This is a genomic window from Paenibacillus sp. FSL H3-0333 (assembly GCF_038002805.1).
Lineage (GTDB): Bacteria > Bacillota > Bacilli > Paenibacillales > Paenibacillaceae > Paenibacillus_AQ > Paenibacillus_AQ silagei.
This window is the reverse complement of record NZ_JBBODG010000001.1, coordinates 7,057,181-7,074,162: the sequence shown is the minus strand read 5'-3', so window position 1 is coordinate 7,074,162 and position 16,982 is coordinate 7,057,181. Positions and strand designations below refer to the sequence as shown.

Sequence of the window (16,982 nt, the reverse complement as noted above, 5' to 3'; positions counted from 1 at the left end):
GAAAAGGAGTGTTTGCTTTGACGGCAACAGTATTTGAGGCTGAGGGCTTATCCAAGGAGTACCCTTCAGGGGTTGCGCTGGATCAGCTCTGCATGAGCATTGAGGCTGGGGATGTGTACGGATTCGTAGGGGAGAACGGGGCGGGCAAAACAACGCTGATGAGAATCATCGGCGGTCTGGTGCATCCGACAGCCGGAAGGATGGCCTTGTTCGGAGAACAGAGCAAGGAGAGGCTGGCCAGCGCCAGACGCCGTATCGGCTTCCTGATCGAACGGCCTTCGCTCTATCCGCATATGAATGCGATGGAGAATCTGGGCTTTTACTGCCGGATCTTCGGAATCAGGGATAGGGGCAGGGGCGCTGAAGTGCTGAAGCTTGTAGGTCTGGATGAGGCGGGTCCGAAGAAGACGGGCGAATATTCGCTTGGCATGCGCCAGCGGCTGGGCATTGCCGTCGCCCTGCTGAACCGGCCGGAGTTCCTGGTGCTGGATGAGCCGGTAAATGGACTGGACCCTGCGGGAATTGTGGAGGTTAGGCATATCCTGGAGCATCTGTCCCATGAACAAGGCGTGACCCTTCTAATCTCCAGCCATATTCTGAGTGAGCTGGAGCTGCTGGCCGGCAAATACGGCTTCATTCATCAAGGCTGGTTGATTCAGGAGATTTCGGCTGCTGAACTCCAGCAGTCGGCGCCTAATCTGGAGCAGTATTATATGGACTTGATCGGGGGCAGCGGAAGATGAGAAACTTCTGGCAGGCTGAAATCTATTATTTGCGTAAGGATCCGGCCTTCAAAAGCATCACCGCAATCTTCGCCCTCGCCAGCCTCGCACTTGTTCTAATTCTGGGCAGCAAAGGCGGTTATTCCTTAAGCAGTTATGCAGAGCCGCTCCAGACGGCTGCTTCGTTCTCCATTATGTTCTATCTGGTTATTCCGCTGCATGCCTGCTTCTTCGCAACGGAGGGCTTCGAGCATGGCTCGGTGCAGAATATTATTGCTGCCGGGCATAGCAAGGCGAAATACTTCACCGGTAAATATGTGCTGGAGCTGCTTGCCGTTCTGGGATGGCTGCTGGAGTTCTACGGTTTATTCTATCTGTTCTCTCTTGCGGCAGCGCTGATCACAGGAGCGCCGGTAGGACATGCCGGATATACAGAGGATCTGGCGGCTGGTCTGACAGCCTTGGGACTGAATCTGCTCTATCTGGCAGCTTATTGTGCAGCAATCATGATGCTGGGGATGCTGATCCGCAAACCGGCTTCTGCGGTGGTGGCCGCATTCTTCTTCATCTTCGGTAACCTGCTGCTCAGCGGGTATCTCAAGGACGCCTCCTCTGCGGTTCTTCGCGCAATTTCTGAGCATTCCCTGATGACGCAGATTTTCAAATTCTCGGGGATATACGTGGAGAACTCACAGCTGATTCTGCTCTCGGGGACGGGGGATTATATACGCGCGTTGTGGATTCCTGCAGCTTGGATCTTGCTGTCTCTAAGCATCACCCTGACCGTTTTGGAGAAGCGGGATATTCAGATATAATAGGGGAAAAGCATGCAGGGAGGCGGTCTGTTTGACTTCGAATGATACGCTGCAGCTGGCGACCTTCGCCGGCGGCTGCTTCTGGTGTATGGTCAAGCCGTTCGACGAGCTGCCGGGCATCGTCTCGGTGGTGTCGGGTTATACAGGAGGGCATACGGAGAATCCGACCTATGAAGAGGTAGGATCGGAAACTACCGGACACCGGGAGGCAGTGCAGATTGTCTATGATCCGGAGCTATTCCCGTATGAACGGCTGCTGGACATCTATTGGCAGCTGATCGATCCGACGGATGACGGCGGGCAGTTCATGGACCGGGGGCATTCTTACTCTCCGGCAATCTTCATTCATAATGAAGAGCAGCGGAAGCAGGCGGAGCTGTCGAAGGAGAGGCTGAAGGCCAGCAAGCGCTTCAAGGCGCCGATTGTGACGCCCATCCTGCCGGCTGCGCCGTTCTATCCGGCGGAAGCGGAGCATCAGCACTATTACCGGACCCATCCGCTGGATTATAAGCTATATCAGAAGGGCTCGGGCCGTGACGACTTCACAGCGCTGCACTGGAACAGCCGTGAGGATAAGAAGCGGCTGCGGGGGAAGCTTACAGAGCTGCAATATGAGGTCACCCAGAACAAAGGCGCGGAGCCTGCCTACCAGAATGCGTATTGGGACCACTTCGAGGAGGGCCTCTACACGGATGTGATCAGCGGTGATCCGCTGTTCAGCTCGGCAGCCAAATTCGATTCCGGCACAGGCCGGCCCAGCTTCACGGGTCCGGTGGAAGAGGGGATAATCCGGCGGGAAGCCGATTATAGCGGCGGACAGGTGCGGACCGTGCTGCGCAGCAGGTTAAGCGGAGCTTATCTGGGGTATCTAACCTTTGACGGACCGGAGCCGGCGAAGCAGCATTATCATATCTATTCTGCCGCCCTTCTGTTCGTCCCGAAGGCAGAGCTTGAAGACCGGGGGCTGGGACGGTATGTGAGACTCTGAAGCTTGGGTCTATTTATAGCTGCCTTGAGCATATGCTTGATCTATAGTCCTGTCCACAAAAGGGGTTGAAGATTTGGCGGGTGCACTTTTAGGCAGCTTTTTGTCTGCAATGGCAACGGTGCTGGGCGTTATTCCTATTCTGTTCGTAAGGCGGCTGTCCGAGCTGTGGAAGGATGTGCTGGTGGCCTTCACCGCCGGGATCATGGTCTCTGCAAGCACCTTCGGGCTGATGCCGCAAGCCATTAAGGAATCGGGTATTACCGCGCTGACTCTGGGGCTGATTACCGGCGTATTGCTGCTCGATCTGATCGAGAGCCATATTCCGCATATCGATGTGGAGAATAAGCCCGGCCTCAGCAATCTGGACTCCAAAGCGCTGCTCGTCATGATTGCGCTGTTCATTCATAACATCCCCGAAGGGCTTAGCACAGGCTTCAGCTATGCCAGCGAGCAGACAAGCCTCGGCCCGATGGTGGCGATTGCGATTGGCGCGCAGAATATGCCGGAAGGGCTGATTCTGGCGATTTTCCTCATGAATGCCCGCGCCAGCCGGCGTAAGGCGTTGACGATAGCAGCGTTGACCGGTCTGATGGAGATGGTGTCGGCTGTGATCGGGTATTTTACAGCCAGCTATGTACAGAATGTGGTTGGATACGGGCTGGCATTTGCTGCCGGGGCAATGCTCTTCATCGTGTATAAGGAGCTGATCCCGGAGAGCCACGGCCACGGATTTGAACGGCCCTCGACGTATTCGTTTATCTTCGGGCTGCTGGCGATGGTCTATATTACGCAGTTTTTTGGCTAGGGTGCTTCAGCGGCAGTGTCATTTGCATCTGCCTGCCGCAGCCGCTATACTATAACGCAATCCCCGGTTCCTATGGAGAAGGAGTGATGACAGGATGGTTAGACTGGAATGGGAAGCTGTATTATCCTTCGTATTATTGATTGCTTCATACCTGTGCTTATACGCGGCTATTCAGAAGCGGACGAATTTCGCCCGCTACAGCATGACGGTTCTCCTGATAGCCAGCGGAGCGCCGCTCGCAGTGATGCTGATTCTGGAGAGCAGAAGGGAAGCGCTGGATGCCAATATCGGGCTGGGCATGGCGTTTCTGCTAACCTGGCTCATTACTGCAGTGGTATTTGTGGCTGCATTAATTACGTGGATAGTTAAGGCAAGGAATCGCGTGCGTAGGTAGAAAATAAGAAGCTAAGCAAAAAATAAGAAGCTGTCCAGAGACTGTAATGCCTACAGTTTCCGGACAGCTTCTTCTGTTAAAATATAAGAATTTATATATTTTACGCTATAAATTATCCTTCTATTTCTCGCTGAAACGGTACCGTCCTTTAAAAGGACGGCGAAGCCGTTTCCACTTGGCCGTAAGCACGCTCTATACGTGCAGGGTATACCGTCCTGCCTTGCTGGAATCCCTTACAGCTTCAAGCTCCAGTGTAGAGAGCGGCTGCGAGCGGGCAGCCGCCATATTCTGCCGCAGCTGCTCCAGGCTGCTGGCTCCCGGGATCACGGCGGCTACCGCCGGATCGGCCAGCGGATATTGCAGCGCGGTCTGCGTCAGCGTCCGGGTAAGGGTGGTCTGGCTCATCAGCTGCTCATGCAGGGACGTGAGCTCGTCCTCCGTATAGTCCAGGTATGCCCGCTGTGCCTTGCTGCGGCCATGATCGGTCAGAATGCCGCTAGCCAGCGGCCCCCGTGCAATCAGGCTGATGCCCGCGCGGCCCAGCAGCGGAAGAATGCTCTCCTCCGGGCGTCTGTCGAGAATGCTATACTGGCTCATCACGCTGACGATACCAGAGCGCTGCACATATTCCCGGATCACATTCGGCCGGATAGAGGAGATGCCGTAATGGCGGATAACCCCTTCCCGCTTCAGCTCCTCGAAGGCTTCAATCGTCTCATCGATATCATCCTCCAGCGTTCCTCCGTGCAGCTGATACAGGTCAATATAATCGGTCTGCAGCCTGCGCAGGCTCTCCTTCACAGCTGAGCGGATATAGCCCTTGGAGGCATCCCAGCTCCAGCCTTCCTTGCCGGGAATTCTGCGGTTGCCCACTTTGGTCGCCAGGATCACATCGGCGCGGCGGTGCCGGATGGCCTGACCGACAATCTCCTCATTGCGGCCCTCATCGTAGAGGTCGGCGGTATCCAGGAAGTTGATTCCGCGTTCGAGCGCTTCGTGGATAATGGCGGTGGCCTGCGCTTCCTCTGTCCCCAGCGACATGCAGCCAAGTCCCAGGGCACTTACATGTAAATCGGATTGCCCCAATCGGTTAGTCTTCATCGGATGTCCTTTCATTACGCAGTGATGGGTTTTGATGGTTATGAATGAGTTCATTATAGCATTCAGGCACACCGTAAGCACTCGGGAGGGACTGCTTCAAGGTTCAACGGGTACAGCATCAGGTTTAAATTAGTGAAAACCGTTTGTTGCAGCGCCCCGAGTACCATACCCACTCATAGGCGATAGGCTTAATTGTATTTTGTACAACTAAAACGCCTGGTTTGCTCCCCAGTATACGTTTAGCTGTATTTCGTACACTTAAAATCCCCGCTTTCCCGAGTTTCCACCCGTTGGGGCAGATTTAGTTGTACAGATTACAGCTATAAGGGGCAAGCCTTCTTTTACGCTGTTTTTAAGTGTACATTCTGCAACTATCCCTGAATGTCTACTTGGAACTACACGCCATAAAGCACTGATTAGTTGAAGCTCTCCCGCCAACCCAATGCTCTATTGCACCAAATAACCAACTGATTGTATTTCCTGCAATGGAAACCTTATATTTTGCTGTGAAATGGGATTCTACTGTATTTCGTACAGCAGAAAGTTGCATTTCAGGTGAAAAATAGCCATTGCTCTAGATTCAACTGTACAGAATACAATTGAGCCTAGGTAATAGCCGTTTTTACAGCATTCTATGGTAAAAAACGCAATTGCTATTGTTCTAGCTAGTACAGCATCAGATGTTTAGCTACAGGAATGAAGCATTCGCGTGATAAGGTCTGATCATTGTCATATTCACAAGATTAGCTCTGATGATGTACTAGTTAGGGAGATCTGTACAAAAAAAGAACCCTGCACCACCGCGAGCGGTGGGCAGGGTTGCCGTCATATCTGTGATCTAGGATCTGTAATCTATAATCTGTGATCTGGTATCTGTGATCTGTAGGTTCGGCAGGTGCAGTATCCGCCCCGGCTTATCCGCGCAGAATTGTCTCAATCTGCTCCAGCTCTTCCGCGCTTAGCTCAGGCGCATTCAGTGAAGCTACGGCATCCTCGATCTGGCTGATCTTGCTCGCCCCGATCAGTGCAGAGGTCACCTTGCCGCCGCGCAGTACCCACGATAAGGCGAGCTGGGACATCTTCTGTCCGCGTGCAGCCGCAATCTCGTTCAGCTTGCCAACCTTGGCAAGCACCTCAGGCGTGAGCTCCTTCTCCGAGAGGAAGACACTCGGTCCGGCTGCGCGGGAATCGGCTGCGATGCCGTTCAGGTAGCGGTCGGTCAGAATCCCCTTTTGCAGCGGGGAGAAGGCGATGGTGCCGATGCCCTCTTCCTCCAGCACATCCTGCAGGCCGTCCTCGATCCAGCGCGACATCATCGAATAGTTCGGCTGATGGATCAGGCAAGGCGTGCCCAGGCGGCGGAGAATCTGCGCGGCTTCACGCGCTTCCTCCGGTCTATAGTTCGAGAGGCCCACATACAGCGCCTTGCCCTGGCGTACCAGCAGGTCGAGGGCGGACATGGTTTCTTCCAGCGGCGTATTCGGGTCTGGACGGTGGTGGTAGTAGATGTCTACATAATCCAGCCCCATCCGCTTCAGGCTCTGATCCAGACTGGAGACGAGATACTTCTTGGAGCCCCATTCACCGTAAGGGCCGGGCCACATATAGTATCCTGCTTTGCTGGAGATGATCAGCTCATCGCGGTAAGGGGCAAGATCCTTCTTCAGCATCTGCCCGAAGCTCTCTTCGGCAGAGCCGGCGGGCGGACCGTAGTTATTAGCGAGGTCGAAGTGGGTGATTCCTAAGTCAAACGCCCGGCGGACCATAGCGCGGCCGTTCTCGAAGACATCATTGCCCCCGAAATTATGCCACAGCCCGAGGGAGATGGCCGGCAGCAGCAGGCCGCTGCGTCCGGTGCGGTTATATTTCATCGTGTCATAGCGTTCAGGATTGGCGATATACATATTGGATTCCTCCTAAATTTAAGTTGTACGGGACTTCATACCTCCCTAATTGTAGCGGATAAACGCTTTCAATCGTATGTCAGCAAGGATGATTTTTATAGCACAATGTCCGTATCTGCATGGCGGAGCCGGTATTCTTTGGGCGAGCAGCCCTTCACCTTCTTGAACATCCGGGAAAAGAGCAAAGCATCCTGATACCCCACGGATTGCGAGATCTCCCCGATGGTGCAGCCTGTCTCTGTCAGCAGCTCGCAGGCTTTGGACATACGGAATTGGAGCAGATATTGCTGCGGCGGCAAGCCCACCGTCCGCTTGAACAGCGCCGACATATATTTGCGGTCCAGCTTCAGGGAAGCGGACAGACTCTCCATCGTCACATTCTCGGCGTAGTGGGCTTGAAGGTAATGGAGGCACTGCTCCACATAGACACTTCTGCTGCGAGGAGCCGGGCTGTCGGCAGCCGGGACCGTGCGCAGCAGCAGGGCGAAGAACTCATAGAGCATCACCTTCAGCGGCAGGTCCAGCAGCTCCCCGCTGCTTCCCGTCTCCGATAACCTGGCAGACAGCGAGGGCATCAGCACCTGGTCCATCGGGAACACCGGCTGCTCCGGGGTTAGCGAAGTCCGTCCCAGCAGATAACTTGCCTCCTCCCCGGTAAAAGCAATCCAGGAATACAGCCACGGGTCAGCCTGATCTGCAGCATAATGCGTGACCACATGCGGATAAGTGAGGAAGGCCTGCCCTGCGTTCAATGTATGGGTGGCTTCACCGACGGTTACCTTGCCGGTTCCGGCGTGAATGAAGTGGACTTTGTACAGGTTGCGTACTCCGGGTCCGAATGAATGACCGGGTGCGCATTGCTCCTGGCCCCAGTAATGCAGATATAAGTCAGGATTGGCCCGGTGAGGGCGATGGGCGTTATATTTGAATACAGTCATGCTTGCAGCCTCATTTCCTAAAAGGATGATGGCACTCCTAATGAACATATACCTCTAGTATACCTCAGAAGGAGGAGGACCGGACAACCGCAAATAGTCCCAGCCCAGGGAGGGGAGGGACTGAGAGTATTAGGCTGAAGGCAGACTGGCTGGGGCTGCTGGGAATCAGGCTTCCATTTTGAGCATAACCAGCTCTTCTACCGGCTGTCCGTTCACCAGATGCTCCTCCACGATACGGGCCACATCCTCCGTTGTTACATTGTAATACCAGACCCCGTCAGGATACACGATGACAAAAGGGCCGTTGCCGCATAGGCCGAGACAGCTGGTTTTGTTGATTTTGACCGTCTTGTTGATCCCCTGCTCCACCAGCTGCTCCTTGAATTCCTGCATGACATCCTCTACATCCTGGTTATTGCAGTGCTCACTGCAGCAGAAGAGCAGATGCTTCTTAAGCACCTTTAGACGCATATTCATCGCGGTTTCCCCCTGAATTCTATAAGAGTAGCTTACTTGTTATACGAGGAGTATAGTCTCTTTTGGCAGCGCTGTAAGGAGATTAGAGCATTGTTCCCAAAGGCTTAATAACTGCCATGAACCGGAGAATTCAGTGTAATCTAAGCTGACCTCAAACCACTGAATTTGTGGAAAATGTGTCCGGTGGGCAAATTCCTGTTTCATAAATTTTTTTGCGGAACCCGGCTCAAGATCGAAAGTTACCAGTTTCGCGGAGAAGGGTTTGGTTAAGTAAGGGATGTGAAAGTAAAGCGAGAGTTAAACCATCAACTACCTAAATCAGCTACCAGGAGGGAATCGTTATGAATAAGAAAATTGTAGGTGTGTTCCATACCGAGCATGAAGCGTCACAGGCCATTGAAGACTTGAAGGCGCACGGCTTTCTGACAGAGGATATCTCAGTGATAGCAAGAAATAAACGCGATGTGGAAGCGATCAATGATGAGACGGGGACCAAAGTGCCGGAGGGCTTGGCTACCGGGGCAGCGACCGGCGGAATCCTTGGTGGTGTGACCGGACTGCTGGCAGGCATCGGCGCTCTGGCGATTCCGGGAATCGGGCCGATTATCGCAGCGGGGCCGATTGCAGCCACCTTAACAGGCGTTGCGGTAGGAGCAGGAACGGGCGGTCTGGTCGGCGGTCTGATCGGGCTGGGCATTCCGGAGGATGAAGCTGCGAGCTATGACAACTATGTTGACGAAGGCCGCATTCTGGTTATGGTAGATGCAGATATTGCGCGCGAAAAGGATGTCTACACTGTATTCCGCAACCATAATTCGGCGAATGCTGACCGCTATATGAGGGATGCGGGGACTGCCGGAACAGCTGCAGAAATGAATGCTCCTCGGGACTCCGTAACAGATGCGGTGGATGCGGCGTTCAATGGCTCAGGTCTGGAAGGCAGACATGATACCGGGCTGGACACGATGAATTCAGCCACGGAGCATGATCTCCCGGAGCGAAGCGCAGTGGAGGATAGGAAACGGCCGGGCATGACAGGAGATCTGTATTCCGGCACGCGTAACGGCATCGACAAGATGCCGGATCATACCGCGGAACGCAGGCTCCAGGATGAGGAGGATCGGCTGGCTCAGGAAGCCGCAAGACAGGAAGGAGCCCGGCCCGGCAGCCTTGTTGATGAGAAGGCGAAGGATAAGAGCGAGCTGCTCAGAAACCACGGGCGCACCCGTTAAGCGGCGAATGAGCAGCGGGTGACGCATGGGCATAGGATAATAAAAGACAAGGGTTTCCCGAAGTCCTGCCGGACTTTAGGGAGACCCTTGTTTTGTGATGTGATTCGTAACTGAATCAGGGAATTTACTATTATCTAAATACATCTTAAACCGTAAAGAACTTAATCTTGTGCATGAAAAAGGAGTAGGCTAATGATTGGAAAATCAAAAATGAGCGAGAAGAATATAACATGGAATGATGTTTTCACCCATAATTAGACACCAAAGTATTGAATGACAATATCTGGTATGTTAAGCTTTTGTTAGGGAATATATGGAATGATAGAACATATCGTTAATATATTTCCTTTTATTTCATAAATTTGTATTTGATATTTATTGATTAATATTAAAGAAAGGAGGTGAGAAGAATTATGTTAAATATTAGGCCGCCGAATGAGGTAAAAGGGTTCCTATATACCCCCATATCTTGACCCTGAGAAAGTTTTTGATTGGGTGGGTATCTAAGAACCTATGTAGCATTTTACATTTTAACTTTATCTGTGTAAACTCAAAAATTTATAAGGAGAGGTTCATAAATGTTCAAAAAACATACATTAAGTTCAATAGTAATAGCAGGAGTACTTACCTTATCATCATTAACACCAGCCATGGCTGCCAGTGCCAATGGAGCAACAAGCGGTTCTGTAAAATTAACCAATGCAATGATTACTCCGTTTGCAAGTACAAGTGTGGGTGGCGGAACCTGGAACTACGGAACTGAAAAAGTAGGAAATCAAAAACATGTATGGTCACTCTATGATCATTCAGAGTTGTCGCATAAAGCTTCGACCAAATTAGGAAGTGAATCTCATACAAGTGGTTGGAAATATGCAAAAACCACAGCTAAATCCGAGATCTATGGTAACAAAAGCAGCACAGGATATGCATACTGGGATGTCTATAAAAAATAATAAAAGTCATCATTAAAATGATGTGATATTCCACTTTTGAAGTGGAGTATCACACCTTTTTCTTATAAGGAGATTGTTGAACTTGAAAAAAATATCCTTACTATTTCTAGTAGCAGCTTTTTTGTTTTCTTATTATACTGCATATCTTCAAACGGATTATGAAGAATTTGAGAAGGTTAAAAATATAGAACAAACCGTGGGCAAAGAATTTGTAATTCCGAATTTACCCGGATTTGCAAGTCCTGAAGAGGTTTACCCGATATTAGCTTCAGCAGCAGAAGCTTCCAAAGTGAATATTTTACGGGCCGGTATTAATTATAAAGAGAACGATGAAGTAGAGATTTTTAAATATATATTGCTGACAGCCAGCACAGATCTTTTTAATCATTTTAAGCTTACCCAGGGAAGATATCTAACAATAGCAGACACCAAACAAACTAATTTCTATTTATCCACAGTGCATTTAGAAGATAGTCATCAGATTGGTGAAATTAGAGATTTCGGAGATAACAACAGAATCAGCATAAAGCCGTTACAATCATCTTATGAGATTTTTCCTGTTCAAGGAACATACTATGCAGAAGCAGCTGACGACAAAGCTTTTAATGATTTTATAAACCTATTTGTGGATAAGGCGAATAAATATTATAACAAAAATGATAGTATTTTTACTGCTGAGGATTTTGTAAAAGATTCAAATGGTGATGAAATACGCATTGTTACCTTTCCCTGGATTACAATTTTAACCTATTTAAGCTATGCAATTTATGGATTTGCAGTGGTTTTACTTATCTACTACTTGTTCAATGAGTCCAGAAGAATAGGAATACTGAAAATGCATGGCGTCTCAAATGTTCGTTTATGGTATATTTTGGTGGGGAAACTTATAACGTTTGTGTTTATATTTTCTGCTGCAATTTCGCTACTTCTAGCCCTACTAGTAAAAAATACTACTTACATATTTATATACACAGTACTTTTTAACCAGTTTAAAGTTTTTGTTCTACTGATAATCCTTTCACTAATTTCCTATTTGTATATTATGAGAATTAAGATAATTAGTATTATTAAACATTACAAATACACGAATCATATATTTGTGTTGAATATGCTTATTAAGGTTGGTTGCTCCATCCTTTTGGTCTTGATAGGACTTTCAACATGGGCGGAATATACATCTATTAATGATAAGCAGCACGAATTAAAGAATTGGGAGCATAGTAAGGACTACGGTGTACTTTATCCTGTAAACAATGGCTATGACGGAGATAGAATATTTGGAAGTGATTCCTTATTTGAATTAACTTCGCATGATGAGCTTTATTTTATGTTGAATAAGATGGGGGCAATATTAATAGAAACACAAAGTTATGAGGAAGATCAACTTCTTTTAGACCGGAATTGGAAAGGAATACGCTCTATAAAGACAAACAATAACTACCTGCAAGAGTTTCCAGTTTTTGATATCAATAATGAGGCTGTGCAAATCTCTGAGGATATTAGCGACTGGGTGTTGTTGGTGCCTGAAAAATATCGGGACAAGGAAGAAGAGATTGTAAGTTTCTTTCTACAAATGAGAAAAAATAATATGGGAAATGATCAGGAGTTTTACAAAAAGGTGATTCCTGATCAGATCCAAAATCAAAAAATTGACATCAAGTGGATTAGTAATAATCAAAGGATATTTAGTTTTAATCCGAAAGTATTTCCTTCTGAGAACAATGTGATAGTTGATCCCATTATTGAGGTTGTAACCGAGTCCAACAGTGTGCTCACAGACAGAGATTCCATATTAGGGCGGGGACCGGGAGATCCGTTAAAAATAAAGCTGATGAACAGAGATCCGCTGTTAACGTATAAAATGCTGGAGCCTAAATTTAAAGAATTGAAAGTGGACGATAATTTAAAACACTTGGTTACGATTGATCAATATATTTTGGAGGAAATTTACCAAAAGCAAAATGCGATGAAGGAAAGCCTCCTTACTATGTTGGGACTAGCGTCAGGCTTCATATTGCTTACAACTCAGAATATTATCATTTATTTTAACAAAAACCAACATAAGCTTATCGTCCGAAGATTATTTGGTACAGGTTTTTTCAGAACTTATAAGGAATACGCAATTTTATTTTCACTCGTATGGTTAGTTCAAATAGTGATCTGTGGTGTTATGAATAGAGGAATTGAGCCTGCAATGCTAATAGTAGCAGCTATTTTGCTATTGTTCGATTTTATAGCTTCCTCCATAGCAATTTTGTTCATAGAAAAGAAAAACAAAGTGAAGGTTTTAAAGGGGGGGAATTAAATTTATGAACACTATATGTGAACTTGTTGATATATGTAAAAAGTATAACAATCATACAGTCATAGATAATATAAATATGACCGTCTCAAAAGGAGAGATGGTTGCTATTACAGGGAGAAGCGGTTCGGGTAAGACAACCCTATTGAATATCCTCGGATTACTTGAAAAGCCTGATAGCGGTAGGGTTAAATTGTTTGACGAGAAAGATCAGAGAATCGGTCCCCTCCGTAGAAACAGGCTTCTCCGGACAAAGATTTCGTATCTGTTTCAAAATTATGCATTAATTGATAATGAAACCGTTGAGTATAACTTGGAAATACCACTTATGTATTCTAATGTAGGAAAGAAAGAAAAGCGAAAAATGAAAATGGCTGTACTGGAGCGGATGGGTCTAGAAATTTCACTTAAACAAAAAATACATGAACTTTCGGGTGGAGAGCAGCAAAGGGTTGCTATCGCAAGAATTCTATTAAAACCTTCTGAAATGATATTAGCTGATGAACCTACAGGCTCGTTGGATGCGGAGAATAGGAATGAGATCATGAGGATTCTAAAAGAGCTTAATGACGAAGGAAAAACGATTATAATCGTTACCCATGATCAATATGTTACTGAAAAATGCAGTAGAGTTATAAAGCTTGAGTGATGACGTGAAGCCCGTGAAGATAACAGAACAGCCTGTATCCCTTTAAGTCGGGGGGCAGGCTGTTTGTGTTCGGGGGAAGCGCAGCAGTTACTCCTGAGCCAGGGGTTCAACGCTTGCTTTTGGAAGAACGGGTATTACCGGTTTAGGCTTGAAGAACAGCTGCTTCAGTGCGCCGGCATTCACAAGGATGGTTCCCAATATAATCGTGAACACGCCAAGCAGCGTTACCCAGGTCACGGTCTCGTTATAGAACAGGAAGCCTACCCCGACGGCAATCGGCGGAGAGATATACAGCCAGGTGGATGGAAAAACCGGATTCGTCTTGGAGACGAGCCAGTAGAACAGGGTATGTCCGACCATGGAGCCGACAACAGTCAGGTAGAGCAGGGAACCTGCAGTCTTGAATGACAACAGGAAGGACGGGTGCAGCGGCTCTGTGAACAGGGAGATGATGAACAGCAGCGCCCCGCCGTACATCATCTGGGCAGCGTTCAGAGCCACGGGGGACTCGGCGGAGAAGGTGGTGATTACTTTTTTGGAATAGATCGCCCCCGCCGCGTAGCAGAGTTCCCCAATCAGCACCACCACACAGCCGATCAGCCAGAGCGGAGTAACATCAGCCGCCAGGCTGGGCAGCACCAGCAGCAGGACTCCGGTGAACCCGATAATACAGCCGATGAGCGAATAGGCAGGTGCTTTTTGCCGCAGAACAGCCGTCTGCATCAGCAGAATCATCATCGGACCGGTGGCTGACAATACGGCAGCAAGCCCGGAGGATACATATTGTTCCGCCCAATAGAGCGCGGCGAAGGTGCCGAAGGTCAGGGCTGCTCCCGTGAGCAGCATTTCCTTGCGCAGCAGCAGGGAGAAGCGGGCTTTGCCCCGCAGAACCATGAACAGGAACAGCACCGCACCCGCCACGAAAAAACGCAGACCCGCAGAGAAGAATGGCGGCGCTCCGGCGTCTACGCCGATTTTGATGGCCAGGAAGGTAGTGCCGAAGATCAGACAGACAAGTGAATAAGCTAACAGAATCATGGTTCAGTTCCCCTTTGCGGTGGTAATGTGCCACCCTCGTACAAGATTTCAGTTAATCATAGCCTCATAGGCACAGAACAGATTGGAGATAGTAGAACAGTTGCGGGAGGGAATGCTGTACAATAGGGCAAAGAGAAGTTAGCCGCTGGACGTGCGCGGATATGTAGAAGTCAGCAAGCGTCAGAGGGAGCTGTGTCGAGTGAAGATTGAGCGATGGAGCGGGGGCGACCCCGGTATATGTTGCAGAAAGGCGGCAGGTTGATGAAAAAAATAGCGGGTGCCGAGCAGAATAATCCCTTATTCCGCCAAGTCTATGAGTTCATGCTGAACCGGATGGAGCGCGGGGAGTGGAAGGCCGGTGATAAGCTGCCGTCGATCCGGCTGCTGGCGGAGGAGCTGGGGGTTCACCGGCTGACAGTGTTCAAGGCCTACCGTGCGCTGACCGAGAGCGGCAAGCTGTATGTCAAAGACAAATCCGGTTATTATGTGGCCCTGGGCAGCAGGTTGGACCCTACGGTGGACGAAGGGGCGGCAGTACCGGGGTATATGGTCAGGAGCCCGATGTCGGATATTCAGCGGATGCCGGTCACGTACCAGTTCTCTCAGGCCTTGATTGATCCGGGGCTGCTGCCGAACCTGTTCCTGTCCGATTATGTCAAAAAAGTGTTCGATCTCTACCCGAAGGTCATGGGCACCTACTCCTCCGTGGAAGGGGATGAAGAGCTGCGTGTTACGCTGAGCAGCCATTTCGAGGAGCGGTATAAGCTCCAGTTGTCGGCCCGTGAGCTGCTGATTACTTCAGGCGCACAACAGGCCATCAATCTGATTGCCGGAATCATGCTTGGCCCGATGGATGCTGTGCTGGTGGAGCGGCCTACGTATAGTGTGGCGCTGGATATTTTTCGGCGGGCAGGAGCGCGGCTGGTAGCTGTGGATATCTCGCCGCAGGGCTATGATCTGGCGGCCGTGGAGGAAGTAATGCGCAGGTATAAGCCGCGGATGTTCTACATCAACCCGACCCATCATAACCCGACGGGGTATACGATTCCGGCGAAGCAGCGCAAGCTGCTGGTGGAGCTTGCAGAGCGCTACCGTTGCCTGATCGTGGAGGATGATCCGTTCCGTGACATGTACTTCGGGGAAGAGCCGCCCCCGCCGTTCTTCGCCTATGATACGGAGGGCTGGGTCATTTATATCAGCAGCTTCAGCAAATACGTGGCTCCCGGCCTGCGGATCTGCGCAGTGGCCTGCCGTTACCCGTTCATGGAACGGCTAATCGCCGCTAAGTCCTTGGCGGACAACGGGACTCCGCTGCTGAATCAGAAGATTTTTCTGCATTATTACACCTCACCGCGCCTGCAGCAGCATCTCGGCAAGCTGCGGATTGCCCTGCAGGTGCACAAGGAGATTATGGAGGAGGAGCTCGCGGCCACCGGCTGGGAATGGATCACCCCGCAGGGCGGGCTCAATCTGTGGGTTAAGCTGCCGGACCGTATTCCGGTCACTAAGCTGCTTGCCCGTTGCCTGGAGCAGTCTCTCTCTTTCGTTCCCGGTGAGCTCTGTGATCCGCTGGGGGAGACGAAGTCCTGGCTGCGCCTGAGTTACTCATTTGCCAGTGAAGCCTTGCTGCGCGAGGGAATGCAGCGGCTCACTGCCATTGCGCGGGAGCTTGAAGCGGGGGAGTAGATGATGGAGTGAAGATACAGGTTACAGCCGCAGCATAGTGCCTGGTGGTCTTGCCGGGGATTAGCTGCGGCTGTTTTGCCGGACGGGACTTTTTGGTCCGTAGAGTAACCTTTCTCTGGAAGCTTCCGTCTGAGGGTTATGAGGAGCGTGATGATGGTAATGAAAAGGAAAATGTGGAGCGCCTGGTTAATGGTTCTCTGTGCGCTGATTGTCTTCATGACACTGCTGACTGTACGCCCGCAGGTGACCTATGCCTGTTCTTGCGCAGTGCCTGCTTCACCGCTGGAAGCAATGGAGCAGAGTGCAGCTGTTTTTGAGGGAACAGTAGTTTCGATTAAAGAGAAATTTAAAATTATGCAGTCCAGCGCTGATCCGGTGCAGGTAACCTTTCAAGTGGGAGCGCGGTGGAAGGGCGAAGTGGGGGAGAAGGTGACTGTAACTACTGCATTGTCGGGGGCAAGCTGCGGCTTCGAGTTCACTAAGGGTGAACGCTACATCGTATATGCAGGCGGAGAGGAAGCAGCGGGTGAGGGAGGAACTGCTAAGCTTACAGTCAGCTTGTGCAGCCGGACCGCATTGTTCTCTGGTGCCGAGGAAGACCTGAATGAGCTAGGCGCTGGAATGTCAGGGGGCTCGCCCACGGAGCCGCCCGGGATCGCTGATGATCCAGGGGCGGTCTCTGGTAACAACCCAAACTCAGCAAACCCTCCAGTTTCTGAAAATAACTCAACAACTGAAAATAATCCAACGACCGTGCCTGAAACAAACTCTGCAGCTTGGCTGATTTACGCTGGAGCAGGTGCCGGAATCGTAGTCCTTGGAGCCGCCGCAGTGATTCTCCTGCGCCGCCAATCTAACTCGCGCAAATAATCTGGAGTACCGGCAGTATCCGTAACTCCAGAATGCAGCGGATGGGGAGTGACGTGCATAGGAAGGACTGAAGTGCACCTGAATTCCCCAGATGCGCACTAAACGAGC

General features: G+C 50.1%; 16 protein-coding genes. 11 read left to right on the top strand and 5 right to left on the bottom strand.

Going from position 1 to position 16,982, the window contains the following annotated elements:
• The first annotated feature begins 17 nt into the window (after positions 1–17).
• The 5 genes from MHH78_RS31005 to MHH78_RS30985 all read left to right on the top strand — a co-directional run bounded on the left by MHH78_RS31005 (position 18) and on the right by MHH78_RS30985 (position 3,724).
• Positions 18–743, top strand: coding sequence for an ABC transporter ATP-binding protein (locus tag MHH78_RS31005; protein ID WP_341169949.1), 726 nt, complete (start codon positions 18–20; stop codon positions 741–743).
• On the top strand, positions 740–1,537 hold the full coding sequence (locus MHH78_RS31000; protein ID WP_341169948.1) for a hypothetical protein: 798 nt from the start codon (positions 740–742) through the stop codon (positions 1,535–1,537). Before MHH78_RS31005 ends, MHH78_RS31000 begins: the two co-directional genes overlap by 4 nt.
• A gap of 31 nt (positions 1,538–1,568) precedes the next feature.
• Positions 1,569–2,525 carry a peptide-methionine (S)-S-oxide reductase MsrA gene (msrA, locus tag MHH78_RS30995; protein ID WP_341169947.1) on the top strand — a complete coding sequence of 319 codons (957 nt, stop codon included), beginning with the start codon at positions 1,569–1,571 and terminating at the stop codon, positions 2,523–2,525.
• A gap of 73 nt (positions 2,526–2,598) precedes the next feature.
• Positions 2,599–3,330, top strand: coding sequence for a ZIP family metal transporter (locus tag MHH78_RS30990; RefSeq protein ID WP_341169946.1), 732 nt, complete (start codon positions 2,599–2,601; stop codon positions 3,328–3,330).
• Positions 3,331–3,424: 94 nt separating this feature from the next.
• Positions 3,425–3,724, top strand: a complete 300-nt coding sequence (locus MHH78_RS30985) for a hypothetical protein (protein WP_340978705.1) — start codon at positions 3,425–3,427, stop codon at positions 3,722–3,724.
• A gap of 192 nt (positions 3,725–3,916) precedes the next feature.
• Here MHH78_RS30985 and MHH78_RS30980 read toward each other — a convergent pair whose 3' ends face one another.
• The 4 genes from MHH78_RS30980 to MHH78_RS30965 form a co-directional block, all read right to left on the bottom strand.
• The gene (locus MHH78_RS30980; protein WP_341169945.1) at positions 3,917–4,825 is read right to left on the bottom strand and encodes an aldo/keto reductase; all 909 of its coding nucleotides are present in this window, start codon (positions 4,823–4,825) and stop codon (positions 3,917–3,919) included.
• Between the two features lie 914 nt (positions 4,826–5,739).
• Positions 5,740–6,729: an aldo/keto reductase gene (locus MHH78_RS30975; protein WP_036723221.1), complete on the bottom strand. Its 990-nt coding sequence runs from the start codon at positions 6,727–6,729 to the stop codon at positions 5,740–5,742.
• Positions 6,730–6,824: 95 nt separating this feature from the next.
• Positions 6,825–7,667, bottom strand: coding sequence for an AraC family transcriptional regulator (locus tag MHH78_RS30970; RefSeq protein WP_339253990.1), 843 nt, complete (start codon positions 7,665–7,667; stop codon positions 6,825–6,827).
• A gap of 165 nt (positions 7,668–7,832) precedes the next feature.
• Complete coding sequence (locus MHH78_RS30965) at positions 7,833–8,144, bottom strand: (2Fe-2S) ferredoxin domain-containing protein (RefSeq protein WP_051493345.1); 312 nt, start codon at positions 8,142–8,144, stop codon at positions 7,833–7,835.
• A 341-nt stretch (positions 8,145–8,485) separates the two neighbouring features.
• Between MHH78_RS30965 and MHH78_RS34000 the strand changes: the two genes are divergently transcribed.
• The 4 genes from MHH78_RS34000 to MHH78_RS30945 all read left to right on the top strand — a co-directional run bounded on the left by MHH78_RS34000 (position 8,486) and on the right by MHH78_RS30945 (position 13,280).
• Positions 8,486–9,376, top strand: coding sequence for a general stress protein (locus tag MHH78_RS34000; RefSeq protein WP_445668074.1), 891 nt, complete (start codon positions 8,486–8,488; stop codon positions 9,374–9,376).
• Between the two features lie 578 nt (positions 9,377–9,954).
• On the top strand, positions 9,955–10,329 hold the full coding sequence (locus MHH78_RS30955) for a lactococcin 972 family bacteriocin (RefSeq protein ID WP_341169944.1): 375 nt from the start codon (positions 9,955–9,957) through the stop codon (positions 10,327–10,329).
• 82 nt (positions 10,330–10,411) lie between these two features.
• Complete coding sequence (locus MHH78_RS30950) at positions 10,412–12,634, top strand: DUF1430 domain-containing protein (protein WP_341169943.1); 2,223 nt, start codon at positions 10,412–10,414, stop codon at positions 12,632–12,634.
• A gap of 4 nt (positions 12,635–12,638) precedes the next feature.
• On the top strand, positions 12,639–13,280 hold the full coding sequence (locus tag MHH78_RS30945; RefSeq protein WP_341169942.1) for an ABC transporter ATP-binding protein: 642 nt from the start codon (positions 12,639–12,641) through the stop codon (positions 13,278–13,280).
• Positions 13,281–13,367: 87 nt separating this feature from the next.
• Here MHH78_RS30945 and MHH78_RS30940 read toward each other — a convergent pair whose 3' ends face one another.
• Positions 13,368–14,318 (bottom strand): DMT family transporter, encoded by a 951-nt coding sequence (locus MHH78_RS30940; protein WP_340955675.1) that lies wholly within the window; start codon positions 14,316–14,318, stop codon positions 13,368–13,370.
• 261 nt (positions 14,319–14,579) lie between these two features.
• On the opposite strand from MHH78_RS30940, the gene MHH78_RS30935 reads away from it, so the two are divergent.
• Both MHH78_RS30935 and MHH78_RS30930 read left to right on the top strand, forming a co-directional pair.
• Positions 14,580–16,004 (top strand): aminotransferase-like domain-containing protein, encoded by a 1,425-nt coding sequence (locus MHH78_RS30935; RefSeq protein WP_341169941.1) that lies wholly within the window; start codon positions 14,580–14,582, stop codon positions 16,002–16,004.
• Positions 16,005–16,163: 159 nt separating this feature from the next.
• On the top strand, positions 16,164–16,874 hold the full coding sequence (locus tag MHH78_RS30930; protein WP_341169940.1) for a hypothetical protein: 711 nt from the start codon (positions 16,164–16,166) through the stop codon (positions 16,872–16,874).
• Positions 16,875–16,982 lie beyond the last annotated feature (108 nt).

What these genes read in the sequence shown, in the direction of transcription:
- MHH78_RS31000 (WP_341169948.1), top strand. Translation starts at nt 740, where the DNA reads ATGAGAAACTTCTGGCAGGCTGAAATCTATTATTTGCGTAAGGATCCG.
- MHH78_RS30985 (WP_340978705.1), top strand. Translation starts at nt 3,425, where the DNA reads ATGGTTAGACTGGAATGGGAAGCTGTATTATCCTTCGTATTATTGATT.
- MHH78_RS30980 (WP_341169945.1), bottom strand. Translation starts at nt 4,825, where the DNA reads ATGAAGACTAACCGATTGGGGCAATCCGATTTACATGTAAGTGCCCTG.
- MHH78_RS30975 (WP_036723221.1), bottom strand. Translation starts at nt 6,729, where the DNA reads ATGTATATCGCCAATCCTGAACGCTATGACACGATGAAATATAACCGC.
- MHH78_RS30970 (WP_339253990.1), bottom strand. Translation starts at nt 7,667, where the DNA reads ATGACTGTATTCAAATATAACGCCCATCGCCCTCACCGGGCCAATCCT.
- MHH78_RS30965 (WP_051493345.1), bottom strand. Translation starts at nt 8,144, where the DNA reads ATGAATATGCGTCTAAAGGTGCTTAAGAAGCATCTGCTCTTCTGCTGC.
- MHH78_RS34000 (WP_445668074.1), top strand. Translation starts at nt 8,486, where the DNA reads ATGAATAAGAAAATTGTAGGTGTGTTCCATACCGAGCATGAAGCGTCA.
- MHH78_RS30955 (WP_341169944.1), top strand. Translation starts at nt 9,955, where the DNA reads ATGTTCAAAAAACATACATTAAGTTCAATAGTAATAGCAGGAGTACTT.
- MHH78_RS30945 (WP_341169942.1), top strand. Translation starts at nt 12,639, where the DNA reads ATGAACACTATATGTGAACTTGTTGATATATGTAAAAAGTATAACAAT.
- MHH78_RS30940 (WP_340955675.1), bottom strand. Translation starts at nt 14,318, where the DNA reads ATGATTCTGTTAGCTTATTCACTTGTCTGTCTGATCTTCGGCACTACC.
- MHH78_RS30935 (WP_341169941.1), top strand. Translation starts at nt 14,580, where the DNA reads ATGAAAAAAATAGCGGGTGCCGAGCAGAATAATCCCTTATTCCGCCAA.
- MHH78_RS30930 (WP_341169940.1), top strand. Translation starts at nt 16,164, where the DNA reads ATGAAAAGGAAAATGTGGAGCGCCTGGTTAATGGTTCTCTGTGCGCTG.